Origin of the sequence: Caballeronia sp. LZ028 (assembly GCF_031451415.1) — a bacterium.
Classification (GTDB): Bacteria; Pseudomonadota; Gammaproteobacteria; order Burkholderiales; family Burkholderiaceae; genus Caballeronia; species Caballeronia zhejiangensis.
This window is the reverse complement of sequence record NZ_JARUXN010000004.1, coordinates 1,417,822-1,444,038: the sequence shown is the minus strand read 5'-3', so window position 1 is coordinate 1,444,038 and position 26,217 is coordinate 1,417,822. Positions and strand designations below refer to the sequence as shown.

General features: G+C 64.3%; 20 protein-coding genes. 14 read left to right on the top strand and 6 right to left on the bottom strand.

Annotation, left to right across the window (positions count from 1 at the left end):
- Positions 1–60: 60 nt before the first annotated feature.
- Positions 61–3,132, bottom strand: coding sequence for an acetoacetate--CoA ligase (locus tag QCE58_RS29315; protein ID WP_309780522.1), 3,072 nt, complete (start codon positions 3,130–3,132; stop codon positions 61–63).
- A gap of 518 nt (positions 3,133–3,650) precedes the next feature.
- Between QCE58_RS29315 and QCE58_RS29310 the strand changes: the two genes are divergently transcribed.
- The 4 genes from QCE58_RS29310 (at position 3,651) to QCE58_RS29295 (ending at position 7,780) form a co-directional block, all read left to right on the top strand.
- Positions 3,651–4,601: a choline ABC transporter substrate-binding protein gene (locus tag QCE58_RS29310; RefSeq protein WP_008354134.1), complete on the top strand. Its 951-nt coding sequence runs from the start codon at positions 3,651–3,653 to the stop codon at positions 4,599–4,601.
- 778 nt (positions 4,602–5,379) lie between these two features.
- Positions 5,380–6,309 (top strand): 3-keto-5-aminohexanoate cleavage protein, encoded by a 930-nt coding sequence (locus tag QCE58_RS29305; protein ID WP_008354133.1) that lies wholly within the window; start codon positions 5,380–5,382, stop codon positions 6,307–6,309.
- A gap of 20 nt (positions 6,310–6,329) precedes the next feature.
- Positions 6,330–7,277 (top strand): L-carnitine dehydrogenase, encoded by a 948-nt coding sequence (locus QCE58_RS29300; RefSeq protein ID WP_250521478.1) that lies wholly within the window; start codon positions 6,330–6,332, stop codon positions 7,275–7,277.
- Between the two features lie 20 nt (positions 7,278–7,297).
- Complete coding sequence (locus tag QCE58_RS29295) at positions 7,298–7,780, top strand: thioesterase family protein (protein WP_250521479.1); 483 nt, start codon at positions 7,298–7,300, stop codon at positions 7,778–7,780.
- On the opposite strand, the gene QCE58_RS29290 is transcribed toward QCE58_RS29295, so the two are convergent.
- Positions 7,720–9,963, bottom strand: coding sequence for a cation-translocating P-type ATPase (locus QCE58_RS29290; protein WP_250521480.1), 2,244 nt, complete (start codon positions 9,961–9,963; stop codon positions 7,720–7,722). The two genes, QCE58_RS29295 and QCE58_RS29290, sit on opposite strands and share 61 nt — an antisense overlap.
- A gap of 412 nt (positions 9,964–10,375) precedes the next feature.
- Between QCE58_RS29290 and QCE58_RS29285 the strand changes: the two genes are divergently transcribed.
- From QCE58_RS29285 to QCE58_RS29275, 3 genes are all read left to right on the top strand, one after another.
- Complete coding sequence (locus tag QCE58_RS29285; RefSeq protein ID WP_250436328.1) at positions 10,376–11,839, top strand: DUF1254 domain-containing protein; 1,464 nt, start codon at positions 10,376–10,378, stop codon at positions 11,837–11,839.
- Between the two features lie 157 nt (positions 11,840–11,996).
- A complete protein-coding gene (locus QCE58_RS29280) occupies positions 11,997–15,683 on the top strand; it encodes a DUF748 domain-containing protein (protein ID WP_250521481.1) in 3,687 nt (1,228 codons plus the stop codon).
- Positions 15,684–15,776: 93 nt separating this feature from the next.
- Positions 15,777–16,214 carry a DUF29 domain-containing protein gene (locus tag QCE58_RS29275; protein ID WP_175982964.1) on the top strand — a complete coding sequence of 146 codons (438 nt, stop codon included), beginning with the start codon at positions 15,777–15,779 and terminating at the stop codon, positions 16,212–16,214.
- A gap of 21 nt (positions 16,215–16,235) precedes the next feature.
- Here the strand turns inward: QCE58_RS29275 and QCE58_RS29270 are convergent, their stop codons facing one another.
- The 3 genes from QCE58_RS29270 to QCE58_RS29260 form a co-directional block, all read right to left on the bottom strand.
- Positions 16,236–17,825, bottom strand: a complete 1,590-nt coding sequence (locus QCE58_RS29270) for a DHA2 family efflux MFS transporter permease subunit (protein ID WP_008354125.1) — start codon at positions 17,823–17,825, stop codon at positions 16,236–16,238.
- A gap of 94 nt (positions 17,826–17,919) precedes the next feature.
- Positions 17,920–18,702: an ABC transporter substrate-binding protein gene (locus QCE58_RS29265; protein WP_008354124.1), complete on the bottom strand. Its 783-nt coding sequence runs from the start codon at positions 18,700–18,702 to the stop codon at positions 17,920–17,922.
- Positions 18,703–18,724: 22 nt separating this feature from the next.
- Positions 18,725–19,879, bottom strand: a complete 1,155-nt coding sequence (locus QCE58_RS29260; protein ID WP_008354122.1) for a methionine aminotransferase — start codon at positions 19,877–19,879, stop codon at positions 18,725–18,727.
- Between the two features lie 130 nt (positions 19,880–20,009).
- Between QCE58_RS29260 and QCE58_RS29255 the strand changes: the two genes are divergently transcribed.
- The 5 genes from QCE58_RS29255 (at position 20,010) to QCE58_RS29235 (ending at position 24,239) form a co-directional block, all read left to right on the top strand.
- Positions 20,010–20,921 carry a LysR substrate-binding domain-containing protein gene (locus QCE58_RS29255; protein ID WP_034473137.1) on the top strand — a complete coding sequence of 304 codons (912 nt, stop codon included), beginning with the start codon at positions 20,010–20,012 and terminating at the stop codon, positions 20,919–20,921.
- Between the two features lie 254 nt (positions 20,922–21,175).
- Positions 21,176–22,660, top strand: coding sequence for a sensor histidine kinase (locus QCE58_RS29250; RefSeq protein WP_250521482.1), 1,485 nt, complete (start codon positions 21,176–21,178; stop codon positions 22,658–22,660).
- Positions 22,657–23,328: a response regulator gene (locus QCE58_RS29245; protein ID WP_008354119.1), complete on the top strand. Its 672-nt coding sequence runs from the start codon at positions 22,657–22,659 to the stop codon at positions 23,326–23,328. Before QCE58_RS29250 ends, QCE58_RS29245 begins: the two co-directional genes overlap by 4 nt.
- A gap of 215 nt (positions 23,329–23,543) precedes the next feature.
- Positions 23,544–23,759 (top strand): hypothetical protein, encoded by a 216-nt coding sequence (locus QCE58_RS29240; protein WP_008354118.1) that lies wholly within the window; start codon positions 23,544–23,546, stop codon positions 23,757–23,759.
- A 21-nt stretch (positions 23,760–23,780) separates the two neighbouring features.
- Complete coding sequence (locus QCE58_RS29235) at positions 23,781–24,239, top strand: hypothetical protein (protein ID WP_051079078.1); 459 nt, start codon at positions 23,781–23,783, stop codon at positions 24,237–24,239.
- Between the two features lie 36 nt (positions 24,240–24,275).
- Here QCE58_RS29235 and QCE58_RS29230 read toward each other — a convergent pair whose 3' ends face one another.
- Positions 24,276–25,430: a branched-chain amino acid ABC transporter substrate-binding protein gene (locus QCE58_RS29230; RefSeq protein WP_008354116.1), complete on the bottom strand. Its 1,155-nt coding sequence runs from the start codon at positions 25,428–25,430 to the stop codon at positions 24,276–24,278.
- On the opposite strand from QCE58_RS29230, the gene QCE58_RS29225 reads away from it, so the two are divergent.
- Together QCE58_RS29225 and QCE58_RS29220 are read left to right on the top strand one after the other, a co-directional pair.
- On the top strand, positions 25,403–25,687 hold the full coding sequence (locus tag QCE58_RS29225) for a hypothetical protein (RefSeq protein ID WP_144403747.1): 285 nt from the start codon (positions 25,403–25,405) through the stop codon (positions 25,685–25,687). The two genes, QCE58_RS29230 and QCE58_RS29225, sit on opposite strands and share 28 nt — an antisense overlap.
- Before the next feature lie 32 nt (positions 25,688–25,719).
- A complete protein-coding gene (locus QCE58_RS29220; RefSeq protein ID WP_033536665.1) occupies positions 25,720–26,148 on the top strand; it encodes a MarR family winged helix-turn-helix transcriptional regulator in 429 nt (142 codons plus the stop codon).
- Positions 26,149–26,217 lie beyond the last annotated feature (69 nt).

Sequence of the window (26,217 nt, the reverse complement as noted above, 5' to 3'; positions counted from 1 at the left end):
AACGCGCGCAATCCGGCGTGCCCCGAAGGGCGGCCGGATTGCACTGCTCGAAGATGCGGTTCAGGCGCTCGCGCGCGCGTTCGTGCGCGTCGCGGCGACCGTGCTCTGGTGCGGCTCCACCCCGAGATCGGTGTGCCTGCCGAGGACCGGCATCACGCGCACGCCGTGCTTCGCGACGCGTTGCCAGACCGGCAGCGGATCGCTGCGCGAGTCGTCGAGCATCGTCGCGCGCACGTAGACGATCGGGCCGCCGTCATAACGGCGCGGCTTGTAGGTCGCCATCGCGGCGCTCATCGATTCGCGCACGCGCCGCAGCACAGGCGGAAGATCGGCGACGTCGTCGGATTGCCGGTGCGTCGTCGGCCTGCCCATGCGCCCGCGCACGCGGTTGGTCATCGCCGCCGCCTTGCCGCGCACGAAGCCGAGGCGCGCGCCGGCGTTGAGCGAGCGCAACTCGCGCAGACGTTCGACGAGCACGCCCGCCTGATACCGCGTCCACAGCGTGAAGGGCAGACAATGTGTGTGAATGTACGTGTCGAGCAGGCAGAGCATCTCGATCTTCTCGCCCGCCGCGACGAGCTGTTGCGCGATCTCGACCGCGACCAGCCCGCCGAACGAATAGCCGACGAGCGCATAAGGACCGCTCGGCTGCACTTCGCGGATGCGCAGCACGTAGCCGCGCGCCATCTCTTCGACGCTGTGCTGCGGCGCTTCATCGCCGTCGAGGCCGAGCGCCTGCAGGCCGTACACGGGCCGCTCGTTCTGCACCATGCCCGCGAGCGTCAGGCACTCCATCACCGAGCCGGTGATGCTGTGCACCATGAAGATCGGCCGGCCGACGCCCGCACGCATTTGCACGAGCGTCGAGTCCGCGGTGCGCGCGCCGGGTTCGGATGCGAGGACGGCGGCGAGGCGCGCGACGGTCGGCGCGACGATCATCGTCGATAGCGGCAATGCACGGCCGGTCGCGCGCTGCACGTCGGCGAGCATCCGCGCGGCGAGCAGCGAGTGGCCGCCGAGCTCGAAGAAGTTGTCGTCGCGGCCGATCGGCGAGAAGCTGAAATGCTGTTCCCAGAGCGCGCACAGATACGCCTCGATGGATCCGATCGAATCGCCCGGCGCGGGCAGATCGCGCTTCACGCGCGTAAGCGACGGATGCTCGCGAATCTGATCGAGACACTCGGGATTGGCGAGCGACGACACGTTGCGCGCGGGCAGGCCGTTGACGGCATCGCGCGCGGCCGCTTCCGACGGCTTGTTGTTGTGCGTGACGGGCAAGCCGTCGACCTGCACGATCACATCGGGCACGAGCGCGGCGGAGCCTTGTCGCGTGAGATCGCGGCGCACGCGCGCGGCGAGCGCCGCATTCAGTTGCGCACCCGGCCGCAGCACGAGCAAGAGCACGATGCGCTGGCCCGCATCGCCCGCGTTCGCGCCGGTCTGGGCGACCACCATCGCATGACGGATCTCGTGAATCTCGCTCAGGATGCGGTAGATTTCGCCCGGACTCACGTTGATGCCGCGCACATTGAGCACGCCGTCGCTGCGGCCGTGCAGACGCGCCGAGCCTTGCGGCGAGAACTCGATGACGTCGCCGTGCGTCCACACGCCTTCGTTCGCCGCGAAATACGCCTTGTGAAAGCGCGAGCCGTCGTCGTCGCCGAAGAAGCCGAGCGGTCGCGACGGAAACGGATTCGTGCAGACGAGCTCGCCCGGCATGATCGTGCTCGCGCCCTGATCGAACGCCTGCACGTCGAGGCCGAGGCTCCGGCATTGTGCTTCGCCCGCATAGACGGGCAGATTCGGGTTGCCGAGCACGAAGCAGCCGATGATGTCCGTGCCGCCTGAAATCGATTGCAACTGCAACTGCTTGACGTGCTGGTACACCCATTCGAACTGCGAGTCGTAGAGCACGGCGCCGGTGGACATCATCGCGCGTAGTGCCGAGAGATCGAACTGTCCGGCCGGCTCGATGCCCGCATCCTCGCTCATCTTCAGATAGGCGGGACTCGTCCCGAAGACCGTCACGCGCTCGTTCGCGACGAGACGCCAGAGCGTGTCGACGGCGGCGACGGGACCATCGTAAGTGACGATCTCCACGCCCGACGCGAGCACCGACATCTGCCAGTTCCACATCATCCACGAGCAGCTCGTGTGGAAGAAGAGCTTGTCGCCGGGACCGAAATCGCTGTGCAGGCGATGCTCCTTCACGTGTTCGAGCAGCGTGCCGCCCGCGCCGTGCACGATGCATTTCGGCTTGCCGGTCGTGCCCGACGAAAACATGATGAAGAGCGGATGGTTGAACGGGAAGCGCTTCCAGTCGAAACGCATCGCGTCGCCGCGCGCGATCAACGAGCGCAACTCGTGCTGACGCTGCGTCACCGTGCTGGGCAGTTCGGTATCTTCGAGACAGACGATGTCCGTGAGCGTCGGCAGTTGCGCGGCCACCGCCGCGACGTGGCCCGAGAGCGAGCCGCCGGTGTCGAACGGACGCTGCATCGTGTGCGCGAACATGAACTTCGGATCGAGCGGGGCGAAGCGGTCGAGAATCGCCTGCACGCCGTTTTCCGGCGCGGCTGTCGAAAGCGTTGCGCCGAGCGCGGTCACGGCGAGCGCGGCGGTGATCGCGTCGCAGTCGTTGCGCATGATCGCTACCACGCGATCGCCTTCCTTCAGGCCGAGCTCGGAGAGCGTCTGCGCGAGGCGCACGACGCGCTCGCGCAACTCGCCGCGCGTATAGCTTATGCGGCGTCCGTCGGCGAAGCAGGATGTGATCGCGGGAGCGTCGTCGGGCGCGATGCGTTTGCCGAGCAGATTTTCTGCGTAATTCAGTTCGATGTTGGGAAAGAACCGTGCCGTTTCGCATTGGTTGCCGATGCAGACCGGTTCATCGGATCCCGACCATTCGAGCCCGCGCGCCGATTCGAGAAAGCATTTCCAGAATTGGCGATATTCGCGCACTGAGTAAGCATGCAATTCCGAATAATCGGCGAAGCGCTCGCCGGTTGCCTTTTCGAGGGCCTGCGTGAAGGCCGTCATGCGCGATGCGGATATCTGTTCGGCGGAAGGCAGGTAAAGCGGTTCGCGCGCGTAGAGCCGCGCGCTCTCTCGGATGGCGTCTTGACGGTCCATTATCCAGGCACCTTGGTTTTGGGCGACGTGTGTCGAACGGCTATGTAATCGGCGAGCTTCGCGGCTAACTCCATCGCATTTCCTGAAGCCGCGTCACTGCCGAGACAAGCTATCTCTTTCCCGCACATTACCCGGCCGGAAGTCGGCGCTATGTGCGACCAACCACAGAGACCGTGGCGTTTCGGCAAAGATTGATCTTGCGCAACGGCGACGGCCATGCTTCGGATACCGAACAGCGGAAAAACTACTGAATTCGCGACGTTTTTTCATTCCAATGCGTGTTTACGCCATGGTGCGAAGTTTTCGAATATGAGCAGGAAGTCATGATTTCAATTTGCTTTCAATGTTGCCGAGACGCGGATGCGAAGGCGCGTGCGCGAAGCGGCAAGCGACGCAGGTCGCAAGCAGTCAACTCGCGGTCGCACGCGGGCGTTCGGGCGCTTTTATGCGGCGGTACTTTGTATGCACGCCGGCATTCGAACTGGCGCATCGGTTCAACCCTCAACGGAAGCCTCGCAATGAGACAACGCCTGATTCCCACACTGTTTTTCGCCGGCGCGTGCGCGGCGTTCGCCGTCGCTCAGAGTGCGCGCGCGGAGGACGCGAGTTGCCGCACGGTGCGCTTCGTCGATATCGGCTGGACCGATATCACGTCGACGACGGCGCTTGCGTCGGTCGTCTTCGAGGGGCTCGGTTATGCGCCGCGGACGACGGTCGCGTCGGTGCCGATTTCGCTCGCGGGGCTGAAGAGCAAGCAGATCGACGTGTCGCTTGGCTACTGGTGGCCGGTGCAGCAGAAGGCGGTCGAGCCGTTTCTGGAGGCGAAGAGCATCGAGAAGCTGGAGCCGCCGAATCTGTCGGGCGCGAAGGCGACGCTCGCCGTGCCGAGCTATGCGTATGACGCGGGCATCAAGACGTTCGCGGATATCGCGAAGCATCGCGACGAACTGGGCGGCACGATATACGGCATCGAGCCTGGCAGCAGTGCGAACGCGAAGATTCAGAAGATGATCGACACGAATCAGTTCGGGTTGGGCGGGTTCAAGCTCGTGCAGTCGAGCGAGGCGGGGATGCTGGTGACGGTCGAGCGGGCGATCCGCGAGAAGAAGCCGGTGGTGTTTCTTGGCTGGGAGCCGCATCCGATGAACATCCAGATGAAGATCAATTACCTCTCCGGCGGGGATGACGTGTTCGGGCCGAACTACGGAGAAGCTCGCGTTTATACGCTGACGAATACGGATTTTCTGACGCGTTGTCCCAATGCGGGGAAGTTCGTTTCCAATTTGCGCTTTACGACGGATCTCGAGAATCGGCTCATGCAGCCGGTGATGAACAAAGAGCGGCCTCAGGAGGCGGCCAAGGCCTATCTCAAGCAGAACCCCCAGGTGCTGGATGCCTGGCTCGCAGGCGTGAAGACTCTTGATGGTAAGGATGGGCTGCCGGCGGTTCGGCAATACCTTGGGCTTTGAGGTTTTTTTTTGTTGTTGTTGTTGCCGGATCCCGTTATCGCGTCGGTCTATTAGCGTTGCCCCTGTGCGGGGCGGCAGTCACTTTCTTTGCTGCTGCAAAGAAAGTAACCAAAGAAAGCAGCTTTTCAGGCCCGCGGTCACACGCAATTTGGGTAGTTCTCTCGTCCCAGGCGGCACTCGCCTAAAGAGTGCCCTCAAACACCTAATCGGGCTTGGCTCGCGCACGGTCCGCCGCCCGAAAACGCTGAGGACACTGGTTCAGCACGAAAGAGCTTCGGCACAGCGCTACGCGCTGCCGCCGGGTATGCAAGGGAAACCAACGTGCGGCAAGTGCAGCGAGATTGAGACGTTAGTAGCGAAGCACGCGCGGACCCGCTTGACCGGTCGGCCGCGAAGCGGGCCGGAGCTATTTGGTGCTGAACCAGTTTGTTGTGTGGTGCGATGTGGCAGACCGTGCGCGATCCAAGCCCGATGGGACCGATGAGGGCACTCTTTAGGCAGCCCACGATGGACGAGAGGACTACCCAAATTGCGTGTGACCGCGGGCGTGTCAGTAGCTGCTTTCTTTGCTTACTTTCTTTGCAGCAGCAAAGAAAGTGAGTGCCGCCCCGCACAGGGGCAGTGCTAATAGACCGATAACAAACCGGGATCCGGCGAAGCGGCAGCAGCAAAGAAAGTGAGTGCCGCCCCGCACAGGGGCAGTGCTAATAGACCGACGCGAAATCAGGACTTAACGAAAGCCGAAGAAAAAATACAGGAACCCTAAAGGACATCGAAAATGAACTACGAAGTGATAGTGACCTGCGCAGTAACCGGCGCTGGCGACACGACCGGCAAGCACCCTTCCATCCCAGTCACGCCGAAGCAAATAGCCGAAGCAGCGATAGAAGCGGCCCGCGCGGGCGCCACCGTCGCCCACTGCCACGTTCGCGACCCGAAGACAGGAAGAGGCAGCCGCGACCCCGCGCTATACCGCGAAGTGGTAGACCGCATCCGCTCATCGGACACGGACGTGATCATCAACCTCACCGCAGGCATGGGCGGCGACCTCGAGATCGGCGCCGGCGAAGACCCGATGCGCTTCGGCAAAGGCACCGACCTCGTCGGCGGCCTCACGCGCCTCGCGCACGTCGAAGAACTGCTGCCCGAAATCTGCACGCTCGACTGCGGCACGCTCAATTTCGGCGACGGCGACTACATCTACGTATCGACGCCCGCGCAACTGCGCGCCGGCGCCAAACGCATCCAGGAACTCGGCGTGAAGCCCGAACTGGAAATTTTCGACACGGGCCATCTGTGGTTCGCCAATCAACTTCTGAAAGAAGGCCTGCTCGACAACCCGCCGCTCTTTCAACTGTGCATGGGTATTCCGTGGGGCGCACCGCCCGACACCGGCACGATGAAAGCCATGGTCGATAACCTCCCGCCCGGCGCGCATTGGGCCGGCTTCGGCATCGGCCGCATGCAGATGCCGATGGTCGCGCAAGCGATGCTCCTCGGCGGACACGTGCGCGTCGGTCTCGAAGACAACCTGTGGCTCGATCGCGGCGTGCACGCGACCAACGGCGCGCTCGTCCAGCGCGCGGTGGAAATCATCGAGCGGCTCGGCGCACGCGCGCTCACGCCCGCGGAAGGCCGCAAGAAGCTCGGCCTCCCGGCGCGCGGCGAACGCCTGCTGGAAAAACGCATCGCGGAACAATTCGCCTGAACCGACAAGGACACGAAGACATGCAAGTCAAGCAATTCGCCGCGCTCGGCGCGGGTGTGATCGGCAGCGGCTGGGTGGCGCGCGCCCTCGGAGCAGGACTCGACGTCACCGCGTGGGATCCCGCGCCCGGCGCCGAAGCGCAACTGCGCGCGAACGTCGCGAACGCGTGGCCGGCGCTCGAGCGCGTCGGACTGGCGCCGGGCGCGTCGCAACAACGATTGCGCTTCGTCGATACCGTCGAGGAATGCGTCGCCCATGCCGACTTCATCCAGGAAAGCGCGCCCGAACGCGAGGAACTCAAGCTCGCGCTGCACGAACGCGCGAGCCGCGCGGCGAAGCCCGATGCGATCATCGCGTCGTCGACGTCCGGCCTTCTGCCGACCGACTTCTACGCGCGCGCCGTGAATCCGCAGCGCTGCGTCGTCGGGCATCCGTTCAATCCGGTGTATCTGCTGCCGCTCGTCGAAGTGCTCGGCGGCGAAGCGACATCCGGCGAAGCGATCGAAGCCGCGATGCGCTTCTACGCGTCCATCGGCATGCGGCCCTTGCGCGTGAGGAAGGAAGTGCCCGGCTTCATCGCGGACCGGCTGCTCGAAGCGCTCTGGCGCGAGGCGCTGCATCTCGTCAACGACGGCGTCGCGACAACCGGCGAAATCGACGACGCCATCCGCTACGGCGCGGGCATCCGCTGGTCGTTCATGGGCACGTTCCTGACCTACACGCTGGCGGGCGGCGAAGCGGGCATGCGACACTTCATGCAGCAGTTCGGCCCCGCGCTCGAATTGCCGTGGACGAAACTCGTCGCGCCGAAACTGACCGACGAACTCATCGACCGCGTCGTCGACGGTACGTCGAATCAGACGAACGGACGCGGCATCAAGGAACTGGAGCGTTATCGCGACGACTGCATCGCGAGCGTGATCGAGGCGATCGCGCAGGCGAAAGCGCGTCACGGGATCGAAGACTAACGGAACCGCAAGGCACCACGATGACCTATCGCGACACCGTCAAACCCGAATGGGTCGACTACAACGGCCATCTGCGCGACGCGTTCTACATGCTGATCTACAGCCTCGCGACCGATGCCTTCATGGACCGCATCGGTCTCGACGACGCGGGCCGCCGCGCACGCCGGCGCACGCTCTACACGCTCGAAGCGCATGTCACGTATCTGCGCGAGATCAAGGAGGGCGCGCCGGTGCGCGTCGAGTGGCGCGTGATCGCGCATGACAAAAAGCGCGTGCATCTCTATATGGAGATGTTCGAAGGCGACGCGACGGAGGCCGTTTGCGCGTGCGAGCAGATGCTGATGCACATCGATTCGAGCGGCGCGCCGAAATCCGCATCGTTCGATGATGACATCGCCGCGCGCATCGCCGCCGAACCTGCGGTCGCGCCGAAGGACGCGCGTTACGCGGGCCGCGTGATCGGCTTGCCGGCGCGCGCTTCGTCAGCGGCCGCGCCGGCCTGAGCGCGCCACGTCCGCAGCAAGAGCGCGTTCGTGACGACGCTCACGCTCGAAAACGCCATCGCCGCGCCCGCGAACATCGGATCGAGCAGGCCGAACGCCGCGAGCGGAATGCCGATCAGGTTGTAGACGAACGCCCAGAACAGATTCTGCTGAATCTTGCGATACGTGCGCCGCGAAATATCGATCGCGTCCGCGACGAGCGCCGGATCGCCGCGCATCAGCGTGATGCCGGCCGCCTCGATCGCGACGTCGGTGCCGCTCGCCATCGCGATGCCGATATCGGCGGCGGCGAGCGCGGGCGCATCGTTGATGCCGTCGCCGGCCATCGCCACGATGCCTTCGTTCGACGCCTTGAGTTGCGCGACGACGCGCGCCTTGTCGTCGGGCAAGGTCTGCGCGAACACGCGTTCCGGCGCGATACCCAACGCGCGCGCGACGGCTTGCGCGCTGCCTTCGTTGTCGCCGGTGACGAGCGCGCTCTTCACGCCCATGCGCGCAAGACGTTCGATTGCATCGCGCGCGGTCGGCTTGACGGTATCGCCGAACGCGAGCAGCGCGAGGACTTCTCCGTCGAGATCGATCAGCCACGAGATCGTGTTCCCTTGCGCTTCGAGTTCGCGAGCGCGCGCGGCGAGCGTCGGCGGCACGTCAAAACCCAGTTCCGCGACCCAGCGCGCACTGCCGATCGCGATCCGCCGCGCGCCGACGTTCGCCTCCACGCCCCGTCCGGCGACCGCGCGCGCCGCGCTCGCCTCGAAGCGCGGTGCGTGGCTCGCGGCGGCGGCGACGGCCTTCGCCAGCGGATGCTCGCTCATGCGCTGCACGGCGGCGGCGAGTCCGAGCGCTGCGCTCCGATCCTGCCCCGGCGCGGCATCGAACGCGACGAGGCCCGGCTTGCCGACCGTCAGCGTGCCGGTCTTGTCGAATGCGACGATCTTGATCGCGTGCGCCTGTTCGAGCGCCTGCGCGTCCTTGATGAGAATGCCCTGACGCGCCGCGACGCCGGTCCCGGCCATGATCGCGGTCGGCGTCGCGAGGCCGAGCGCGCACGGGCACGCGATCACGAGCACCGCGACCGCGTTCAGCAGCGCCGTTTCTGCATCGGCGCCGTGCAGCAGCCAGCCGATGAGCGTGACGAGCGCGATCGCGAGAATCGCCGGCACGAACACCGCCGATACGCGATCGACGAGCCGCTGGATCGGCGCCTTCTCCGCCTGCGCCGATTCGACCATCCGGATGATGCGCGCGAGCGTCGTTTCCGCGCCGATCGCCGTGGTTTCGATCGCGATCACGCCTTCGCCGTTGATCGAGCCGCCGGTCGTGCGCGCGCCGGGTTCCTTCGCGACCGGCAGGCTTTCGCCGGTAATCAGCGATTCGTCGATGTGCGTGCGGCCCTCGCGCACGATGCCGTCCACCGGCACGCGCTCGCCCGGCCGCACGATGGCGATATCGCCGATACGCACGTGAGCGAGCGGCACTTCGCGTTCGCGCGCCGGATCGTCGCGGTCGCGCACGCGGGCCTTGTCGGGACGCAGCGCGTTGAGCGCGCGGATCGCGTCGGCGGTCTGGCGCTTGGCGCGCGCTTCCAGCCATTTGCCGAAGCGCACCAGCGTGATGACGACCGCCGACGCCTCGAAGAACAGATGCTCCGTCATGCCGCCGTGCGCGAACATCTGCCAGACGGACAAGCCCCACGCCGCCGACGTGCCGAGCGCGACCAGCAGATCCATGTTGCCCGCGAACGCCCGCATCGCGCGATAGCCGCCCGCATAGAAACGCGCGCCGAAGCCGAACTGCACGACGCTCGCGAGCGCGAGTTGCAGCCACGGGTCGAGCGTGAGGCCGAACATCGGCGCGAGCAGCGGCACGGTGAGCACGGCGGACGCGAGCACGGCCGCGAGCTCGCGATCGAATCCGGAGGAAACGGCGAGCTCCGGCGCGGCGTCGGGCAGGATCGGCGCGGCTTCGTAGCCGGCTTTGGCGACGGCGGCGACGAGCTGATCGTCGGTGACGGCGGCGCTCGCGTGCACGGTCGCCTTCTCGGTCGCGAGATTGACCGCGACGCTTTCGACGCCCGGCACGCGTTTGAGCACTTTCTCGACGCGCGCGACGCACGACGCGCACGTCATCCCGCTGACGGACAACTCCGCGGTCCGCGGATGGTCGGATGCTGCTGTGGACATATCGAAACGCTCCGTTCTGGCCGGGATCGCGAAGATCCCACATAAGGAACAGTATCGACCTTCCAATGACTGGAAGGTCAAGGCCTGAATGAAGCGCGTCGTGCAATGTCGAGTCCCGCCGCGCGGGAGCGCGAAATGCTACGAGAAGACCGTATTCGAAGGACGAAAAGCGCGCCATTCAGTGCTTTTGACCGGCATCTGGTGCATTCTTCGGCATGCCGCAGCGCTTTTGCTGACTTAATCTTGCCTATCGTCAGCGGATAAGTTAAAACCCGAATTTCGAGATAATGCTCGTGGCGCGCCGCGCGGGGAGTGGCAGCGGCGCCGATACGCTTCCGGGCGTGCCGCGCATCGCTCCTACGAAGATGCGTGCGAGAACCCAAATCGAAAGAAGAACTGGATTTCCATTCGAATGAAGAACAAGCGACGCTGGACGTTTCCGCTCAACACCGCAATCTGGATGAGCGTGAGTCTCGCCGGCATGGCGGTCCTTTCGGGCTGTGCGACCAAGCAGCCCGAAGCCAAGGCGACCAGCACGGGCTGGGTGAAGAATCAGGTCGCCGATGCCTATACCTTCGGCTTTCCGCTCGTCGCGTCGGATATCGCGCGCGAACGCGCCAGCGGCCGCGCCGGGCAGCCCGGCCAGACGCCGCTCAACACCTTCCGTCACGCGAGCGCGCTGCCGCCCGCCGGCGCGCCGGGCTGGGCGAGCGTCGACACGCTCGAATCGTCGGCATGGCTCGATGTGTCCGCCGATCCGGTGATCGTCACGCTGCCCGCCGCGCCGCGCGGCCGCTATCTCGACGCCCGCGCGTTCGATGCGTGGACCAACGCGCTCTATTCCAGCGCCGACACGACGCCCTATCCGAAGATGCAGCTCATCGCGTTCGTGCCCGCTGGCTGGACCGGCACGCTGCCCGCGAACGCGACGCGCGTCGAAACGCGCACACGTTACGTGTGGCTTTCGGTGCGCGTGCGCGTGAACGGCGCGCGCGACGTGCGCGAAGCGCGCAAGCTGCAGACCGCGATGCGAATCGACACGCTGACGCCCGCGAAAGGCTCCGCCGCCGATCCGACGCCGGTCGTCTCCGGCGCGTGGCCCGCGAACGGCGCGAAGCAACCCGCGGTGCCGCCGCTGCCATCCGCGCTGGCGACGATCGCGCCGGGCGCGCAGGCCGAAGCGCTCGATGCGAACGCGTTCTTCGCGCGCCTCGCCCGCTCGCTCGACGACAATCCCGCCGCCACCGACGACAGTCACGCGATCAGCCAGCTCGCCGATCTCGGCGTGAAGCCGGGCGAGCCGGTGCAGTTCAAGAAGACCGACGCACCGCTGCTCGATTCCGGTCTCGCCGATGCACGCGAGCGGCTCGAGACGACGCCGCCCAACGCGATCACGAAGAACGGTTGGACCTGGTTCGGCGATGGCGTCGGCGTCTACGGTACGGATTACACGTTGCGCGCCTATCTTGCGCGCCGGCAGACCGCGACGAGCACGAAGGAAGGCGAAGTGAAGCCGGTGACGCACGTGGACAGCGAAGGCCACGCACTCGACGGCGCGAACGCGTACACGCTGCACTTCGAGCCCGAGCAACTGCCGCCGGTGCGCGGCTTCTGGACCCTGACCGCCTACACGAAGGACGGGGCGCTCTCGGATGCGAAACTGCCGCGGCTCTCGCTTTCCGATCGCGACCGGCTGAAGAAGAATCGCGATGGCTCCATCGACGTGATCGTGTCGGCGAAGTCGCCGGGCCGCGCGCAGACAGCGAATTGGCTGCCCGCGCCCGAAGGCCAGTTCCAGCTCACGATGCGTCTTTATGCGCCCAAGCCGCAGGCGAGCGACGGCTCGTGGGCGCCGCCGTCAGTCGAACGGCAGTGATTCCGCTGCGCGCAAACAGTTGAATCGAACATGAAGGCCGCGATTTTTTCGCGGCCTTCATGCGTTTGACGCACGCTTTGGCGAACGTTTGCGGGTCGCATCGTCGTATACTCGAACATCATCTTTCCGGGGACGGCGGCTCGTCGTCGCGCATCGAATGTCGAGCATCACGAAGTCTTCTCTCGCCTCCGCCGGGCAGACGCTGCGCGGCGTCGTTCACGCGCGGCGCACGCGGCGCTTTTTCATCGGCTTGCTGATCGCGATACTCGTTATCGGCGTGCTCGGGTTCTTCGTCGCGCCGCCGGTTATCCGACATATCGCCGAGCAACAGCTCGCAAAGCAGCTCGACCGGCCCGTCAGCATCAGGCGTATTTGGCTCAATCCGTACACGCTCGATTTGGAAGCCGATGACGTCCATATCGGCGAATCGCCCGCGAATCTCGCGAAGGCGCCGGGCGCGGCGGCCGGTTTCGTCGATGTGTCGAGGCTCGTCGTGCGTACGTCGTGGGCGTCGGTGTTCAAACTCGCGCCGGTCGTCAACGAACTGAAGATCGATTCGCCGCGTATCAGCGTCGTGCGTTTCGACGGCGAGCATTTCAATTTCTCCGATCTGATCGCGAAGTTCGCGAAGCCATCGTCGCCGCCTTCGGACAAGCCTGCGCGCTTCTCGGTATCGAACATTCAGCTCGAAAACGGCCAGATCACGTTCGATGACAGGCTTCTGAGAACGAAGCACGTCGTCGACCGTTTCGCGCTCGGCATTCCGTTCATCGCGACGCTGCCGTCCGCCACCGATATCTTCGTGACGCCGCTGTTGCAGGCCCGCATCGACGGCTCGCCGCTCGTCGTGAAGGGTCGCACGAAGCCGTTTGCGCAGTCGCGCGAATCGGAAATCGCGCTCACGCTCGACGGCCTCGACGTGCCGCAGATGGCGTCTTACGCGCCGGCGTCGGTGCCGGTCGCGGTGAAGAGCGGCAAGCTCTCGACCGATCTCAACGTGCGCTTCGCGATCTCGGGCGATACCCCGACGATCCGCATCGACGGCACCGCCGATCTCGCCGATCTCGCGGTGACGGACAAGGCGAGCGCGCCGCTCGTCGCGGCCCGCGCGCTGCACGTGAAGATCGCGAATGCCGAGCCGCTGCGCGATGTCTATCACCTCGACGAAGTGACGCTGTCGAATCCGGATGTCCATCTCGCGCGCGATTCGACGGGTCAACTGAACGTGCAGAAGCTGGCCGGTCCCGCGCCGAAGCCTTCAGCGGAGGAAGTCAAGAAGGAAGCGCCGCCGCTCGATCTGGCGATTCGCCACCTCGCGATTCAAGACGGCCGGATCGCGCTCGACGACCAGTTGCTCAAACAGCGTGTTGAGGCCGCGTTGACCGGCTTCGCCGTGACGCTCGACGATTTCTCGACGCTTGCCAAAACGCCCGCGAAATACACGCTCAAGACGGCATTCGACAAGGGCGGCGCGGTCGATGCATCGGGCAACGTGACGCTCGCCACGAAAACGGCGGACGCAAAGCTCGCGCTGAGCGCGTTGGCGCTGCCGTCGTTGCAGCCGTATCTCGCGAACATGGTGGCCGCGCGCGTGACGAGCGGCACGCTCGGCGCGAATCTGCCGGTGTCGGTCGACTGGAGCAAGGCGGATGGCGGCGTGCAAATCGGCGCGGGCGATGTGAAGCTCGATGCGCTCACGCTCGCGCCCAACGCGGGCGGCGGCGCGCCGATCAAGCTGGCGTCGGCGATGGCGAAGATCGCCAAGGTCGATGTGTCCGCGCGCAACGCGACGCTCGACAGCGTGCAATTGAACGGCCTCGCGCTCGATGCGACGCGCCGCAAGGACGGCAGCATCGATCTGGCCGCGCTCGCCGCGCCGCACGAAGCCGCGCCCGAGCAGTCGGCGACGCGCAGGATCCAGAAGGCGCAGGCGGCGGGGCCGGCGTGGCGGTATCGGATCGGCGAGATCGCGCTCGCCGATGCATCGGCGAATATCACCGATGAAACCACGACGAAGCCGGTCAAGCTGCGCGTCGCGCCGCTCGCGCTCAACGTCAGGCAGTTCGGCGACGATTTGACGAAACCGCTCGCCGTCGACGGCAAGCTGACGCTGAACGGCAAGGGGGCGCTCGCGATTGGCGGCAACGTCACGGTGTCGCCGCTCAAGCTCGCGTTGCACGTCAAGGGCGATCAGGTCGACGCCTCCGCGTTCGAGCCGTATTTCGGCGACATGCTCAACATCGACGTGACGAGCGCGTATCTGAACGCGAACGGCGACGTCGCGATGTCGGGCAGCGGCAAGACGCTCGCGGCGTCCTATAAGGGCGACGTGTCGCTGACGGACGTACGCATGCTCGACAAGGCGACCTCCGACCGCTTCGCCGGCTGGAAGCTGCTCTCGCTCTCGAACGTGAAGGCGGACTACAGCGAGCGCGGCACCGATGTCGAAGCGGCGCGCGTGACCTTCGCCAAGTTCTACGGTCGGGTGCTGCTCGACGCGCAGGGCAGGTTGAACCTCAAGAGCGTCGTGGCCGGCGACAACGGCCCGCAATCGGTGACGCGCGACCGTGCGAAGGAAGAGGGCGCGTCCGCGCCGGCCGCTGCGAGCGCGACGGTGCCGGTGAAGACGGCGGCGAAGCCGTCGGGGCCGCCGGTCAACATGCGCTTCGGCCAGCTCGTGCTGCAGGACGGCCGCGTCACTTACACCGATAACTTCATCAAGCCGAACTACACCGCGAATCTCGTTGCGATCAACGGGACGATCGGCGCGTTCGGCACGCATTCGACCACGTCCGCGCCCGTCGACGTGTCGGCGAAACTCGCGGCGAACGGGCCGGTGTCGATCAAGGGGCAGGTGAATCCGCTCATCGAGAAACCCGCGCTCGATCTGACCGCGAGCGCGCATGGCGTCGAGCTGACGAATCTCACGCCGTATTCGTCGAAGTACGCGGGTTATCCGATCACGAAGGGCAAGCTCAACGTCGATCTGCATTACATGCTCGCCGACAACAAGCTCACGGCGAACAATCACTTGTTCATCGATCAGTTGACGTTCGGCGATCACGTCGACAATCCGACGGCGACGAAGCTGCCGGTGCGGCTCGCGGTGTCGCTGCTGAAGAATTCGCGCGGCGAGATCGATGTCAATATTCCGATTTCCGGCTCGCTGGACAATCCCGAGTTTTCGATCGGTGGGCTCGTGTGGCAGGCTATCGTGAATCTGGTGCAGAAGGCGGTGACCGCGCCGTTCACGCTGCTCGCGCATGCGTTCGGCGGCGGCGGCGGCGAGGATCTCAACTACATCGAATTCGATGCGGGCTCGGCCACGCTGAACGATGCCGCGCAGAAGAAGCTCGATACGATCGCGAAGGCGCTGGCGGACAAGCCGTCGGTGCGCTTGGACGTGACGGGCCGCGTCGATCCGAAGACGGACGAGCCGGCGTTGCGTTCCGCGTGGCTCGATCAACAGGTGAAGCGCGCGAAGGTGCGCGACATGTCGAGCAATGGCGAGAACGTCGACTGGAACGCGATTAAGGTGACGGACGCGGACTACGACAAGTATCTGACGAAGGCGTACAAGTCGGCCGATTTCAAGAAGCCGACGAACTTCATCGGCATGACGAAGTCGGTGCCCGATGAGGACATGAAAGCCGCGCTCACGAAGAACGCACCGGTCGACGAAGGATCGTTGCGCGATCTGGCGCAGCGTCGAGCGCAGGCGGTGCAGGAATATTTCGACGGGAAAATCGACAGCAAACGGATTTTCGTCGTCGCGCCGAAGATGAGTGCGGACGACATCAAGGACAAGGGCGCGGGTTCGCGCGTCGAACTGGGGCTGAAGTGACGAGCGTTGGCCAAACGGACGATCTGGATGAACAAAGGAATGCAAACTAATATCGGCGACACCGGGAACGATGAAGAGAACGGGAGTCAGCCGATGGGAACGCCTTATGAGAAGGACGTGGTGGCGTGGGCCTGGGAACAGGCGGCGCTGCTGCGTGCGGGGAAATTTGCGTCCATCGATATCGAGCATATCGCTGAGGAAATCGAGGACGTGGGGAAGAGTGAACAGCGGGAATTTGCAAGCAGGATGGCGATCTTGCTGGCGCATTTGCTGAAGTGGCAGTTTCAGCCGGAGCGGCGTGGCGCAAGCTGGCAAACCACGATTCGGGTGCAGCGGGAGGCAATCGGACGTCGATTGAAGAGAACGCCGAGTCTCAAGCCCATGCTTACCGAGGAGGACTGGATCGCCGATATGTGGGGCGATGCGCGGGAACAGGCGGCGAATGAAACCCGTATCGAAGTCGATACGTTCCCCGCAAGCTGTCCATGGCCGATGTCGTCAGTGCTGGAGGAGGGCTTTCTGCCCGAATAGCACCCGGGGCGCGAGCATCATTCAATGCGCCCCCGACGCCGCCCCGCCACCCCCGCCCTTCGCCACCTTCGTAATCCAGATCAGCGGAATGATCAGAATGAAGATCACCGCCGAGATCAGAAAGATATCGTTGAGTCCCATCATCGCGGCTTGCGAGTTGACGGTGAAATTGAACATGCCGCGCGCCTGCGCTTCACTCACGTCGAGCGTCGATTGCGATAGCCCGAGCGACTGCAAAAACGCCGGATTGTAGACATTCGCCTGCTCGGTGAGCCGCTCGTGATGCAGCGCGATGCGGTTGTCCCACGCATTGCCCGCGAGCGACGTTCCTACCGCGCCGCAAAACACCCGCGCGAAATTCGACAGCCCCGCCGCCGCGGGAATCTTCGACGGCGGCAAGCCCGATAGCACGATCGCCGTGAGCGGCACGAAGAACATCGCCATCGGAATGCCTTGCAGCAGCGTCGGCAAGACGAGATGCCACGTATCGATCTCGATCACGTACTTCGAGCGCAGCCAGAACACGAACGCGAAGCCGACGAACGCCGCCGTCGCGATGATGCGCGCGTCGCTGCGCGGCAGCACCTTGCCCATGATCGGCGCGAGGATTACGGCGAAAATGCCGAGCGGCGCGGTGACGAGCCCGGCGTCGATCGACCGGTAATTCAGATACTGCTGCATCCATTGCGGCAGCAACACGAGATTGCCGAAGAACACGCCATACGCGACCGAAATCGCCACCGTGCCGCCGAAGAAATTGCGCCCGGCAAAAAGCCGCAAATCGACGACGGGATTCTTGTCCGTCAGCTCCCACACGACGAAGAACGCGAACGCGATCACCGCGACGATCGCCAGCACGACGATCAGCGGCGACGAGAACCAGTCGAGATCGCGGCCCTTGTCGAGCATGATCTGCAGCGAAGCGACCCACGAGACGAGCAGCAGGAGACCGATCACGTCGATCGGCGCCTTGCGCGTCGGCGATTCGCGGTCGCGGTAGATGATCCACGTCACGCCCGCCGCGAAGATGCCCACCGGAATGTTGATATAGAAGATCCACGACCACGAATAGCTGTCCGTGATCCAGCCGCCGAGCGCGGGACCGGCGATCGGGCCGACGGTCGCGGTCATCGCCCACAGCGAGAGCGCCATCGACGCCTTCTCTTTCGGATACGAGCCGAGCAGGATCGCCTGCGACAGCGGAATCAGCGGCCCGGCCACCGCGCCCTGCAACACGCGCGCGAAGAGCAGCACCGGCAGATTCGGCGCGAGCCCGCACAGCCACGACGACAGCACGAACATCAGGATCGCGCCGACGAAAAGACGCACCTGCCCGAGCCGCTGCGTGAGCCAGCCGGTCAGCGGAATGGAGACGGCGTTCGACGCCGCGAACACGGTGATGACCCACGTGCCCTCGTTGACGGACACGCCGAGATTGCCGGAGATCGTCGGGATCGCGACATTGGCGATCGACGAATCCAGCACGTTCATGAACGTCGCGAGCGCCACCGCGAAGGTGGCGAGAACGAGCTTGCCGCCTTCGAGCGGCGGCGGCGCGGACGGTGAGGGTGACGGTGCGGCGGCGGGTTTGGGCGTCGTCGGCGTGCTCATGCGGCTTCCATGCTTGAGGCCGCCAGCTTGCAAGACGCGGCTGGCGGCCGGAAAAGATCAAGCCGCCAGTGTGCCTGCGCTCAAAAAAAGCTGCTTACTTCGCCGAAATATCGATATCGCCCAGATACTTCTTTGCGTACTTGTCGATGGTGCCGTCCGCCTTGACCTTCTCGATCGCCGCGTTGAGCTTGGTCTTGAGCGCATCGTCGCCCTTGCGGATGCCATAGGCGATGCCGCTGCCGAGAATTTTGTCGTCGCGCACGGGCGCACCGGCGAACGCGAAGCCTTCGCCGTCCGGCTTCGACAGGAAGCCGCTCTGTCCCGCGGGCGCGAGCACGAGCGTCGCGTCGAGACGGCCGGACTTCAGATCGGCGTAGACCTGGTTCTGATCCTGATACGGCACGACCTTCACGCCGTCGTTTTCCCAGTGCGCCTTCGCGAACGTCTCCTGAATCGAGCCTTGCAGCACGCCGACGCTCTTGCCCTTCAGCGATGCCGACGTCGGCTCGATGCCGCTGCCCTTCTTCGCGATGAGCTGCGTCGGCACGCGATACACGACCGTCGTGAAATCGATCGCCTGGCGGCGCTGCTCGGTCGCGTTCATCGCCGAGTTGATCGCGTCGAACTTGCGGCCCTGCAGCGCGGGGATCAGGCCGTCGAACGAGGTCTCGACCCATTTGCACTGCATTTTCGCGGCGGCGCACACGGCATTGCCGACGTCGATGTCGAGCCCTTGCAGCTCGCCCGTCGACGATTTCGATTCGAACGGCGGATATTGCGCTTCGAGGCCGAAGCGCAGCGTATCGGCGGCAAGCGCGGCGCCGCTCGTGAACGTGCATGCGAGGAACAGCGCGCTGGCGATGTGGTTCAGTTTCATCGTGTTGGTCTCCAGGAAATCGTCAGATCGAGCAAAGGCGGCGCGCGCCTTCGATGAGCGTGTCGTCGTCCTTCGCGAACGAAAGACGGATCACGCGGTTGTCGGTGCCGTCGGTATAGAACGCCGACAGCGGAATCGTCGCGACGCGCGCCTCGCGAATCAGGCGCAGCACGAAATCGCTGTCGCCTTGATCGGAAATCGCGTCGTAACGCGCCAGCATGAAGAAACTGCCCGCACTCGGCAACAACTCGAAGCGCGATGCTTTCAGCGATTCCGCGAGCAGATCGCGCTTGTGCTGATAGAACGGCCCGAGATTCAGATAGCTCGATTCATCCGCGAGCGCTTCGGCGAAGGCCATTTGCATCGGCGTATCGGCGGAGAAGGTCATGAACTGGTGAATCTTGCGGATTTCCGCCGTCAGCGCGGCGGGCGCGAGACAGTAGCCGACCCGCCACCCCGTTACGTGATACGACTTGCCGAACGACGACACGATGACGCTGCGCTCGGCCAGCGCCGGATAACGCGCCATGCCGTGATGCAGCGCGCCGTCGAATACGACGTGCTCGTAGACTTCGTCCGACAGCACGATGATCTTCGTGTCGCGCGTGAGCGCCGCGAGCCGCTCGACGTCGGCGGATGTGAACGCGCTGCCCGTCGGGTTGTGCGGCGTGTTGACGAGGATCATGCGCGTCTTAGGCGTGATCGCGGCGGCGACCTCGTCCCAGTCGATGCGGAAATCCTGCGGCGAGAGCTTGATCGCGACGGGCTTCGCGCCCTGCAACTGCACGATCGGCGCGTAACTGTCGAACGATGGTTCGAAGTAAATCACTTCGTCGCCGGGATGCACGAGCGCGCTGATCGTCGCGTACAGGCCTTCGCTCGCGCTCGCGACGACGGTGACTTCCGTGCCCGGATCGTAGGTTGCGCCGTAGAGCTTCTGCGTTTTCACGGCGATGGCTTCGCGAAGCGCGAGCACGCCGGACATCGGCGAGTACTGGTTATGTCCTGCCCGCATGGCTCGCTCGACGCCTTCGATGAGCTTCGAATCGCACGCGAAGTTCGGCGCGCCTTGCGACAGGTTGAGCGCGTGATGCTCGTCGGCCAACTGGCCGATGACGGTAAAAATGGTCGTGCCGACGTTCGGCAGCTTCGACTCGGGAATGCAGGCGCTTTGCACGGCGGATGTCTCCGGAATTGCGGTTCGACGAAAATCTGCCGTCGATTCAACCGCAGCAATAAAGCGCGGACAATCGAAACTTTGTCATACTAGCCATGCTTGCAGATCATGGCTATATGTCAAAAACCCGATGAAACCCCTGCCTTCCCTCGACGTGCTCAAAACCTTTCTGGTGGTGGCGCAGAAACTGAATTTCACGCGCGCGGCCGAGGTGCTGAACGTGACGCAGGGCGCGGTCAGCCGTCAGATCGCCGGGCTGGAGGCGCATCTCGGTTATGCGCTTTTCACGCGGCAGGCGCGCGGGCTCGCGCTCACGCATCACGGCGCGTTGCTGGTCGCGCCGTTGCAGCAGGCGTTCGGACAGATCGACGATGCCCTCGCGAAAGGCGGCGCGCAATCCGGCATTCTGCGCGTGAAGTGCCCGACCTGCGCGATGCGCTGGGTGCTGCCGCGCGTGATCCGCCTGCAGAACGAGCGGCCCGAACTGGTCGTGGAAGTGACGGCGTCGGTGGCGCATGGCGTCGAATTCAGCGCGGAGCAGTTCGACGCAGCGATCGTCTTCGGCGCGGCGCCGTCGGGGAAGGGCGCGAGCGTGCATCATCTTTTCGATGAAGTGCTGACGCCGGTTTGCGCGCCTGAATTGTGGAAGCCTAAGAAGAACGCCTCGCCAACACCCGACGATCTCGCCGGGAAAACGCTGCTGCATCCCACGCGCGACCGCCGCGACTGGCTACTGTGGCTCGGCGCTTACGGTTACGCCGGCCTGCCGTCGACGAAAGCGCAGCATTTCGACACGCTCGATCTGGCGATTTCGTCGGCGATGCAGGGTTTGGGCGTGACGATCGGCGACCTCTCGCTGATCGAAGAAGACCTGCGCGCCAGGCGCGTCATCGCGCCGTTTTCGCTGTGCGTGCCGAGCGGCGCGGCGTACTACCTCGTGTATCCGGAGCGGCCCGCGCCGTCGCCCGCGTTGCAGCAGTTCGCGCAATGGCTTGCCGATGAGGCGGCGCACACGCGTGAAAATCTTCGTCGCAATCTTTGATCCGCTGCGGGTTATGGGTTAAGCACATCCTGCAGAGCGTAGAACTATTCCTAAACGGCCGATGTTTGAGTTTCTTCGACTCATGGAAACTCCGTATTAAGAATAGGAATCTGCGAAAGAACTGCGAAGGATTCGACCCACTACAATCCGCACACAAAAGATGACAGGCTGCGACAGCCGCCGCCTGCGAACAGACGGAGATGCCTGGGTGCGACTCAGATCCTTCGCTTCATACGGCCCGAGCGCGAGTGCCTATGCCCGAGCGTGAAATCAACGGACACCGGCAATCCGGCGAAGCCACGTCTGCCGAAAATCTGAAACGTCCGCTGCGGCCGGCGTGCGCGCGGTTCGCGAGATGCGGACGGACGAGCCTGCGCATACGCCTGCTTCTTTGGCTGCTCGCGCCGCTCGCCCTTTTCGTGCTGATTACATCGATCGCTTCGTACGATTCCGCGTGCCGCACGGCGGACATGATGGAGGACGCGGCGCTCCTTGCCTCCGCACGGACCATCGGCGATGGCATCGAGTGGTCCGATCGCGAACTCACCGTCAAGATCGTGCCAGCGGCCCTCGAAATGTTCGAGTCGCCATATCGGGATCGCGTGTATTACAAGGTCGTCGCCGAACGCGGCCGATTGCTCGGCGGCAGGCCGGAGCTTCCGATGCCCGAGCGCGAAAGCTCACATCCCGTTTATTTCGACGCCGAGTTCGAGGGTACGAAGGTTCGCGCCATCTCTTATCCGCGTTTTCTGTTCGATGACGGCAAGGTGGTGGCGGCGCGGGTCATCGTCGCCAAGACGCGGGCTTCGCGGCATGCCATGCGCGATCAGCTATGGCGCCCGCAGTTGCTGCGCGCATGCGTGATGCTCGCGCTGGTCGCCGCGCTCGTTCCGCTCGGTCTCGCGGCCGCGCTCCGTCCGCTGATGCGCCTCAAGGACGACCTCGCCGGGCGCTCGCCGCTGGAAATCGATCCGATGCGCGCGCAAGCTTTGCCACGCGAACTCCGGCCGATCGTCGACGCCCTCAATCAATGCATCGCGCAAGTCAGGCATCACGCGCGGACACAGCGCGATTTCGTGTCCGATGCGGCGCATCAGCTCAGCACGCCGCTCACGCTTCTCGACACTCAGATCCAATACGCTTGCCTGAACTGCGGCGGCGAGCGCGCATGCGAGATCGCGCTCAAGAGCGCGGGCCGGAGCATGAAAAAGATGAAAGCCGTAACGAAGCAACTGCTGACGCTCGCGCAGGCAGAGTCCACGCCCGAACCCATACGAACGATGACGGACATGACGGATGTCGTCGAGTCCGTGCTCGAAGAACTGATCGTGCTGGCGCAGCGGCGTGATATCGACCTTGGCGCAGAAACCGAACCGGGCACGATGGTGGCGGGCAACGCGGCGCTGCTGTCCGCGCTCGTGTCGAACCTCGTCGACAACGCCATTCGCTACACGCAGCCGGGCGGGCGCGTCACCGTGATCGTCAAGCGTTCGCACGAGCAGGTTCTGTTGCAGGTGGTCGACAACGGTCCGGGGCTTTCCGCCGAGGCACGCGCGCATGTGTTCGAGCGCTTCTATCGCGCGTCTGCTTTTACCGATGGCACCGGGCTCGGGCTGCCGATCGTGCGGGAGATCGCGCTGCGCCACGGCGGCACCGTCACGCTCGGGGCGGGCTACGCGCGTGCAGGATTGTCCGTGTCGGTCAGGCTGCCCGCATGGTCCGGCGGGGACATCCGATGAAGCTGCTGCTCGTCGAAGACAACGCCGAGCTGGCGCACTGGATCGTGAGTCTGTTGAAGGCGGATTCTTTCATCGTCGATCATGTGCCGAACGCGGAATGCGCCACGTCGATCCTCAATCAATGCACCTACGATGTCGTATTGCTGGACATGCGCCTGCCCGCGATGAGCGGCAAGGAACTGCTCGGACGGCTGCGGCGCCGCGGCGACACCGTGCCCGTACTGATGCTGACCGCGCACGGATCGATCGAGGACAAGGTGGAATGCTTCGCAGCGGGCGCGGACGATTTCGTCGTCAAGCCTTTCGATGCGCGCGAACTGGTGGCCCGCATCAAGGCTCTGGTGCGTCGTCAGAGCGCGCAGAAAGCCGTCGCGCTGATGTGCGGCGATCTCCGGTATGCATTCGCCACGCGCGAGTTCAGCTATCGGGGCGCGCCCATTTCGCTGCGACGTCGCGAGCACGCGATTCTCGAAGCGCTGATCCTGCGGCAGGACAAGACCGTGTCGAAGTCGATGCTGATGGAATGCATCTTCAGTCTCGACGATGTCGCCAGCGCCGATGCCATCGACATCTATATTCATCGCTTGCGCAAGCGGCTGGCCGAAACGAACGCGCAGATCATGACGTTGCGCGGTCTCGGCTATATCCTGCGCGCACGCGAAGAATGATCGATGTGTGCGCTCGGTGACAATACTTAGATATGCGTAGCACGCGCGATAGCGCCGTGAAAGATTCGAGCGGCTAGGATGCGTTTCATGTTCCGCGACAAGCACGAATGATGCGCTGACCGGAACAGTCGGACGTCATGTGCGCGTGAATCGCGTTTCACTTCTTGACATGGCGCGCCGGACCATTGCGACCACTATCGGGGGTGCATGAAGTTATGTCGATCAACATTCTGGTTGTTGCTTTCCTGCTCGCAGCGGCGGTCATGCTGTGCTGTTCGATCGTGGAGTACGTCGCGGTCTTGAGAATCATCCGGGACGACGCGCCCTTGCCGCAGACGCCGCGTGGACCGCTGGCGAAATCCGACCGGTTCTTCTGTCTCAGCGCGCTTCTGTGTTTCGTTTCGCTGGCTTGTCTTCTGCTTGTCGATTGAACGCCACGAGGAGTCGAGACGATGTCGAACACGAAAATACGAAGGCTCCCGAAACCGTCGCGAGACCGGAACGCCAGAATCTACTGGCTGCCGATGCCGCGCGTCGAGGCGGACAAAGTCATCCTTCAATGCCGGATCGCACTCGAATCGGTCAAGCGTGGCCGGGCGAGTCTGATCGAGGCGCAGTGCATCGCGCAGGCCGTGCTGCTGTCGGGACTCTTGACCGAGGCGGGCTTCGGCATTCTGGACCGCGCGACGCTCGATGAAGTGCAGGGCGACGTGCTCGCGTTGCTCGACCGCGGCCTGACGGTCGGCGACTGGCGCCTTCCCGCGACTGCGGTGCCGCGGCTCACTGCGGTGATCAACGAGCACGACCGGCAGATGAGAGAAGTGCGTCTTTCAGCGGTCATCGAATGCAACGAGCATCTCGAACGTTTCATCGCGACGTTGCCGCGCCCGAGCGATTCGCCCACGCATTGAAACGCTTCGCGCGGGCGGCCGCGCGAAGCGTTTCGATCACATGCCGTGCTTCGTCACGACCGATTCCCACTGCCCGTTCTTCACCTGATACAGCGTCGACGATGCGTTCTTCAACGCGCCGTTGTCGTCGAACGCGATCGGCCCCGTGATGCCGTCGAACTTGTTGGTCTTCAGCACCGGCCGGTACACGTTCGGATCGATGGAATTGGCTTTCTGCATCGCGTTGATCGCGGCCCACGCGGCGTCGTAGCCGAACGGCGCATACGACAGGATCGCGACGCCGAAGCGCTTCTGGAACTTCTCGCTGAATGCCTTGCCTTCGGGCAGCTTGTCGAGCGGGCTGCCGTATTCCCACGCCTGCGCGCCCTCGGCGGCGTCGCCGGCGAGCTTGAGGAAATCCGCGTCCATCACGCCGCCGCCGCCCACGAACTGCGCGTTCATGCCGAGCTGCTTCATCCGCTTGACGACCGCCGCCGCCTGCCGGTCGAGGCCGCCGAAGAAGATCAGATCCGCGTTGGTCGACTTGATGCGCGTCAGTTGCGCGCTGAAATCGACGGTCTGATTGTCGCTGTATTCGCGCGTGACGATCGTGCCGCCTTTCGCCTTCACCGCCTTCTCGAACTCGTCGGCCTCGCCCTGACCGAAGGCCGTGCGATCGTCGATGATCGCGATGCGCTTCGCCTTCGTCGTCGTCACCGCGTAGACGCCGGCGTTGCCCGCGTTCTGCGCGTCGCTGGAAATCACCGTGAACATGTTCGCGAGGCCGCGCGTCGTGATGGTGGGATTGGTCGCGGCGGGATCGATCGTCGGGATGCCGGCGTTGTTGTAGATCGGCGATGCGGGCAGCGTCGTGCCCGAATTGAAGTGTCCGACGACGACGACCACGCCATCGTCGACGAGCTTCTGCGCCGCCTGCACGCCGACGCGCGGATCGGCCTGATCGTCTTCCGCGCGGATCTCGAACTTGGCCGTCTTGCCACCGATCGTGATCTTTTTCGCGTTGGCTTCATCGAGCGCGAGCTGCACGCCGTTCTGGAGATCCTTCCCGTAACCCGCGTTCGCGCCGGTCAGCGGCGCCGCGAAACCCACTTTCACCGGAAGTTCGTCGGCGCTCGCGGCAAAAGGCACGGCGCCGAGCGTGGCCGCGGCGCACGCCACGAGCCATGCCAAAGGTCTGGTACGGAAGCGCATGGTTTTCCCTCTCCTTTTTGATCTGGCAAATCGAAATCGAATGGAACGCCCTGGCATCGGACAAGCGAAATGTAGGGAGCCAATTTCGGCGCGTCTTGGTGTTTAGTCGCGCGTCCGATGCGGATTTCGGCATAGGCCCGATACGCCGCGATCTCAACCCCATGGCGGCTTCGGGCGTTTCGCCGATGCGCCGCGCGCGACGATTCCCGACCATCCGCGAGACGCTGCTATCGGGCCGATTGAATCCCGCCGCTTGACAAAGTGCATATGCACAAATATTCTGCGTGGCATGACTTCCAACTCTTCTCCTCTCGACTGCAACTGTTTTGCGATCCGTCAGGCGGCGCGTTATGTGTCGCAAATGTACGAGCGGCATTTGAGCGTAGCGGGCATCACGGCGGCGCAGTTCACGATTCTCGCGGCGATCGGGCGCAAGCCCGGCGTGCAGATGCTCGAACTCGCCGATTCGATGGTGATGGACCGCACGACGCTCGTGCGTGCGCTCAAGCCCTTGCAGCGCGACGGTCTCGTCGAAGCGGCGCAGGAATCGGCGAGTTCGCGCGCCGTCGGCTTGCGTCTCACGGCAACCGGCAAGGAAACGCTCGTGAAGGCAGCGGCGCAATGGCGCGCGGCGCAGGCGGAATTCGAAACGAAGTTCGGCGAGAAACGCGCGAAGGCATTGCGCCAGTCGCTGTTCGAATTGACGACGATGGAGTGAGTTGATCAAGCGCTGGCTCGCCGCGTGCGAGCCTTTTATTCATCGGCATTAGTGCATATGCACAATCAA

Excerpts from the sequence above, each read along its gene's own strand:
- QCE58_RS29315 (WP_309780522.1), bottom strand. The coding sequence starts at position 3,132 with ATGGACCGTCAAGACGCCATCCGAGAGAGCGCGCGGCTCTACGCGCGC.
- QCE58_RS29310 (WP_008354134.1), top strand. The coding sequence starts at position 3,651 with ATGAGACAACGCCTGATTCCCACACTGTTTTTCGCCGGCGCGTGCGCG.
- QCE58_RS29305 (WP_008354133.1), top strand. The coding sequence starts at position 5,380 with ATGAACTACGAAGTGATAGTGACCTGCGCAGTAACCGGCGCTGGCGAC.
- QCE58_RS29300 (WP_250521478.1), top strand. The coding sequence starts at position 6,330 with ATGCAAGTCAAGCAATTCGCCGCGCTCGGCGCGGGTGTGATCGGCAGC.
- QCE58_RS29295 (WP_250521479.1), top strand. The coding sequence starts at position 7,298 with ATGACCTATCGCGACACCGTCAAACCCGAATGGGTCGACTACAACGGC.
- QCE58_RS29290 (WP_250521480.1), bottom strand. The coding sequence starts at position 9,963 with ATGTCCACAGCAGCATCCGACCATCCGCGGACCGCGGAGTTGTCCGTC.
- QCE58_RS29285 (WP_250436328.1), top strand. The coding sequence starts at position 10,376 with ATGAAGAACAAGCGACGCTGGACGTTTCCGCTCAACACCGCAATCTGG.
- QCE58_RS29280 (WP_250521481.1), top strand. The coding sequence starts at position 11,997 with ATGTCGAGCATCACGAAGTCTTCTCTCGCCTCCGCCGGGCAGACGCTG.
- QCE58_RS29275 (WP_175982964.1), top strand. The coding sequence starts at position 15,777 with ATGGGAACGCCTTATGAGAAGGACGTGGTGGCGTGGGCCTGGGAACAG.
- QCE58_RS29270 (WP_008354125.1), bottom strand. The coding sequence starts at position 17,825 with ATGAGCACGCCGACGACGCCCAAACCCGCCGCCGCACCGTCACCCTCA.
- QCE58_RS29265 (WP_008354124.1), bottom strand. The coding sequence starts at position 18,702 with ATGAAACTGAACCACATCGCCAGCGCGCTGTTCCTCGCATGCACGTTC.
- QCE58_RS29255 (WP_034473137.1), top strand. The coding sequence starts at position 20,010 with ATGAAACCCCTGCCTTCCCTCGACGTGCTCAAAACCTTTCTGGTGGTG.
- QCE58_RS29250 (WP_250521482.1), top strand. The coding sequence starts at position 21,176 with ATGCCCGAGCGTGAAATCAACGGACACCGGCAATCCGGCGAAGCCACG.
- QCE58_RS29245 (WP_008354119.1), top strand. The coding sequence starts at position 22,657 with ATGAAGCTGCTGCTCGTCGAAGACAACGCCGAGCTGGCGCACTGGATC.
- QCE58_RS29240 (WP_008354118.1), top strand. The coding sequence starts at position 23,544 with ATGTCGATCAACATTCTGGTTGTTGCTTTCCTGCTCGCAGCGGCGGTC.
- QCE58_RS29235 (WP_051079078.1), top strand. The coding sequence starts at position 23,781 with ATGTCGAACACGAAAATACGAAGGCTCCCGAAACCGTCGCGAGACCGG.
- QCE58_RS29225 (WP_144403747.1), top strand. The coding sequence starts at position 25,403 with ATGCCAAAGGTCTGGTACGGAAGCGCATGGTTTTCCCTCTCCTTTTTG.
- QCE58_RS29230 (WP_008354116.1), bottom strand. The coding sequence starts at position 25,430 with ATGCGCTTCCGTACCAGACCTTTGGCATGGCTCGTGGCGTGCGCCGCG.
- QCE58_RS29220 (WP_033536665.1), top strand. The coding sequence starts at position 25,720 with ATGACTTCCAACTCTTCTCCTCTCGACTGCAACTGTTTTGCGATCCGT.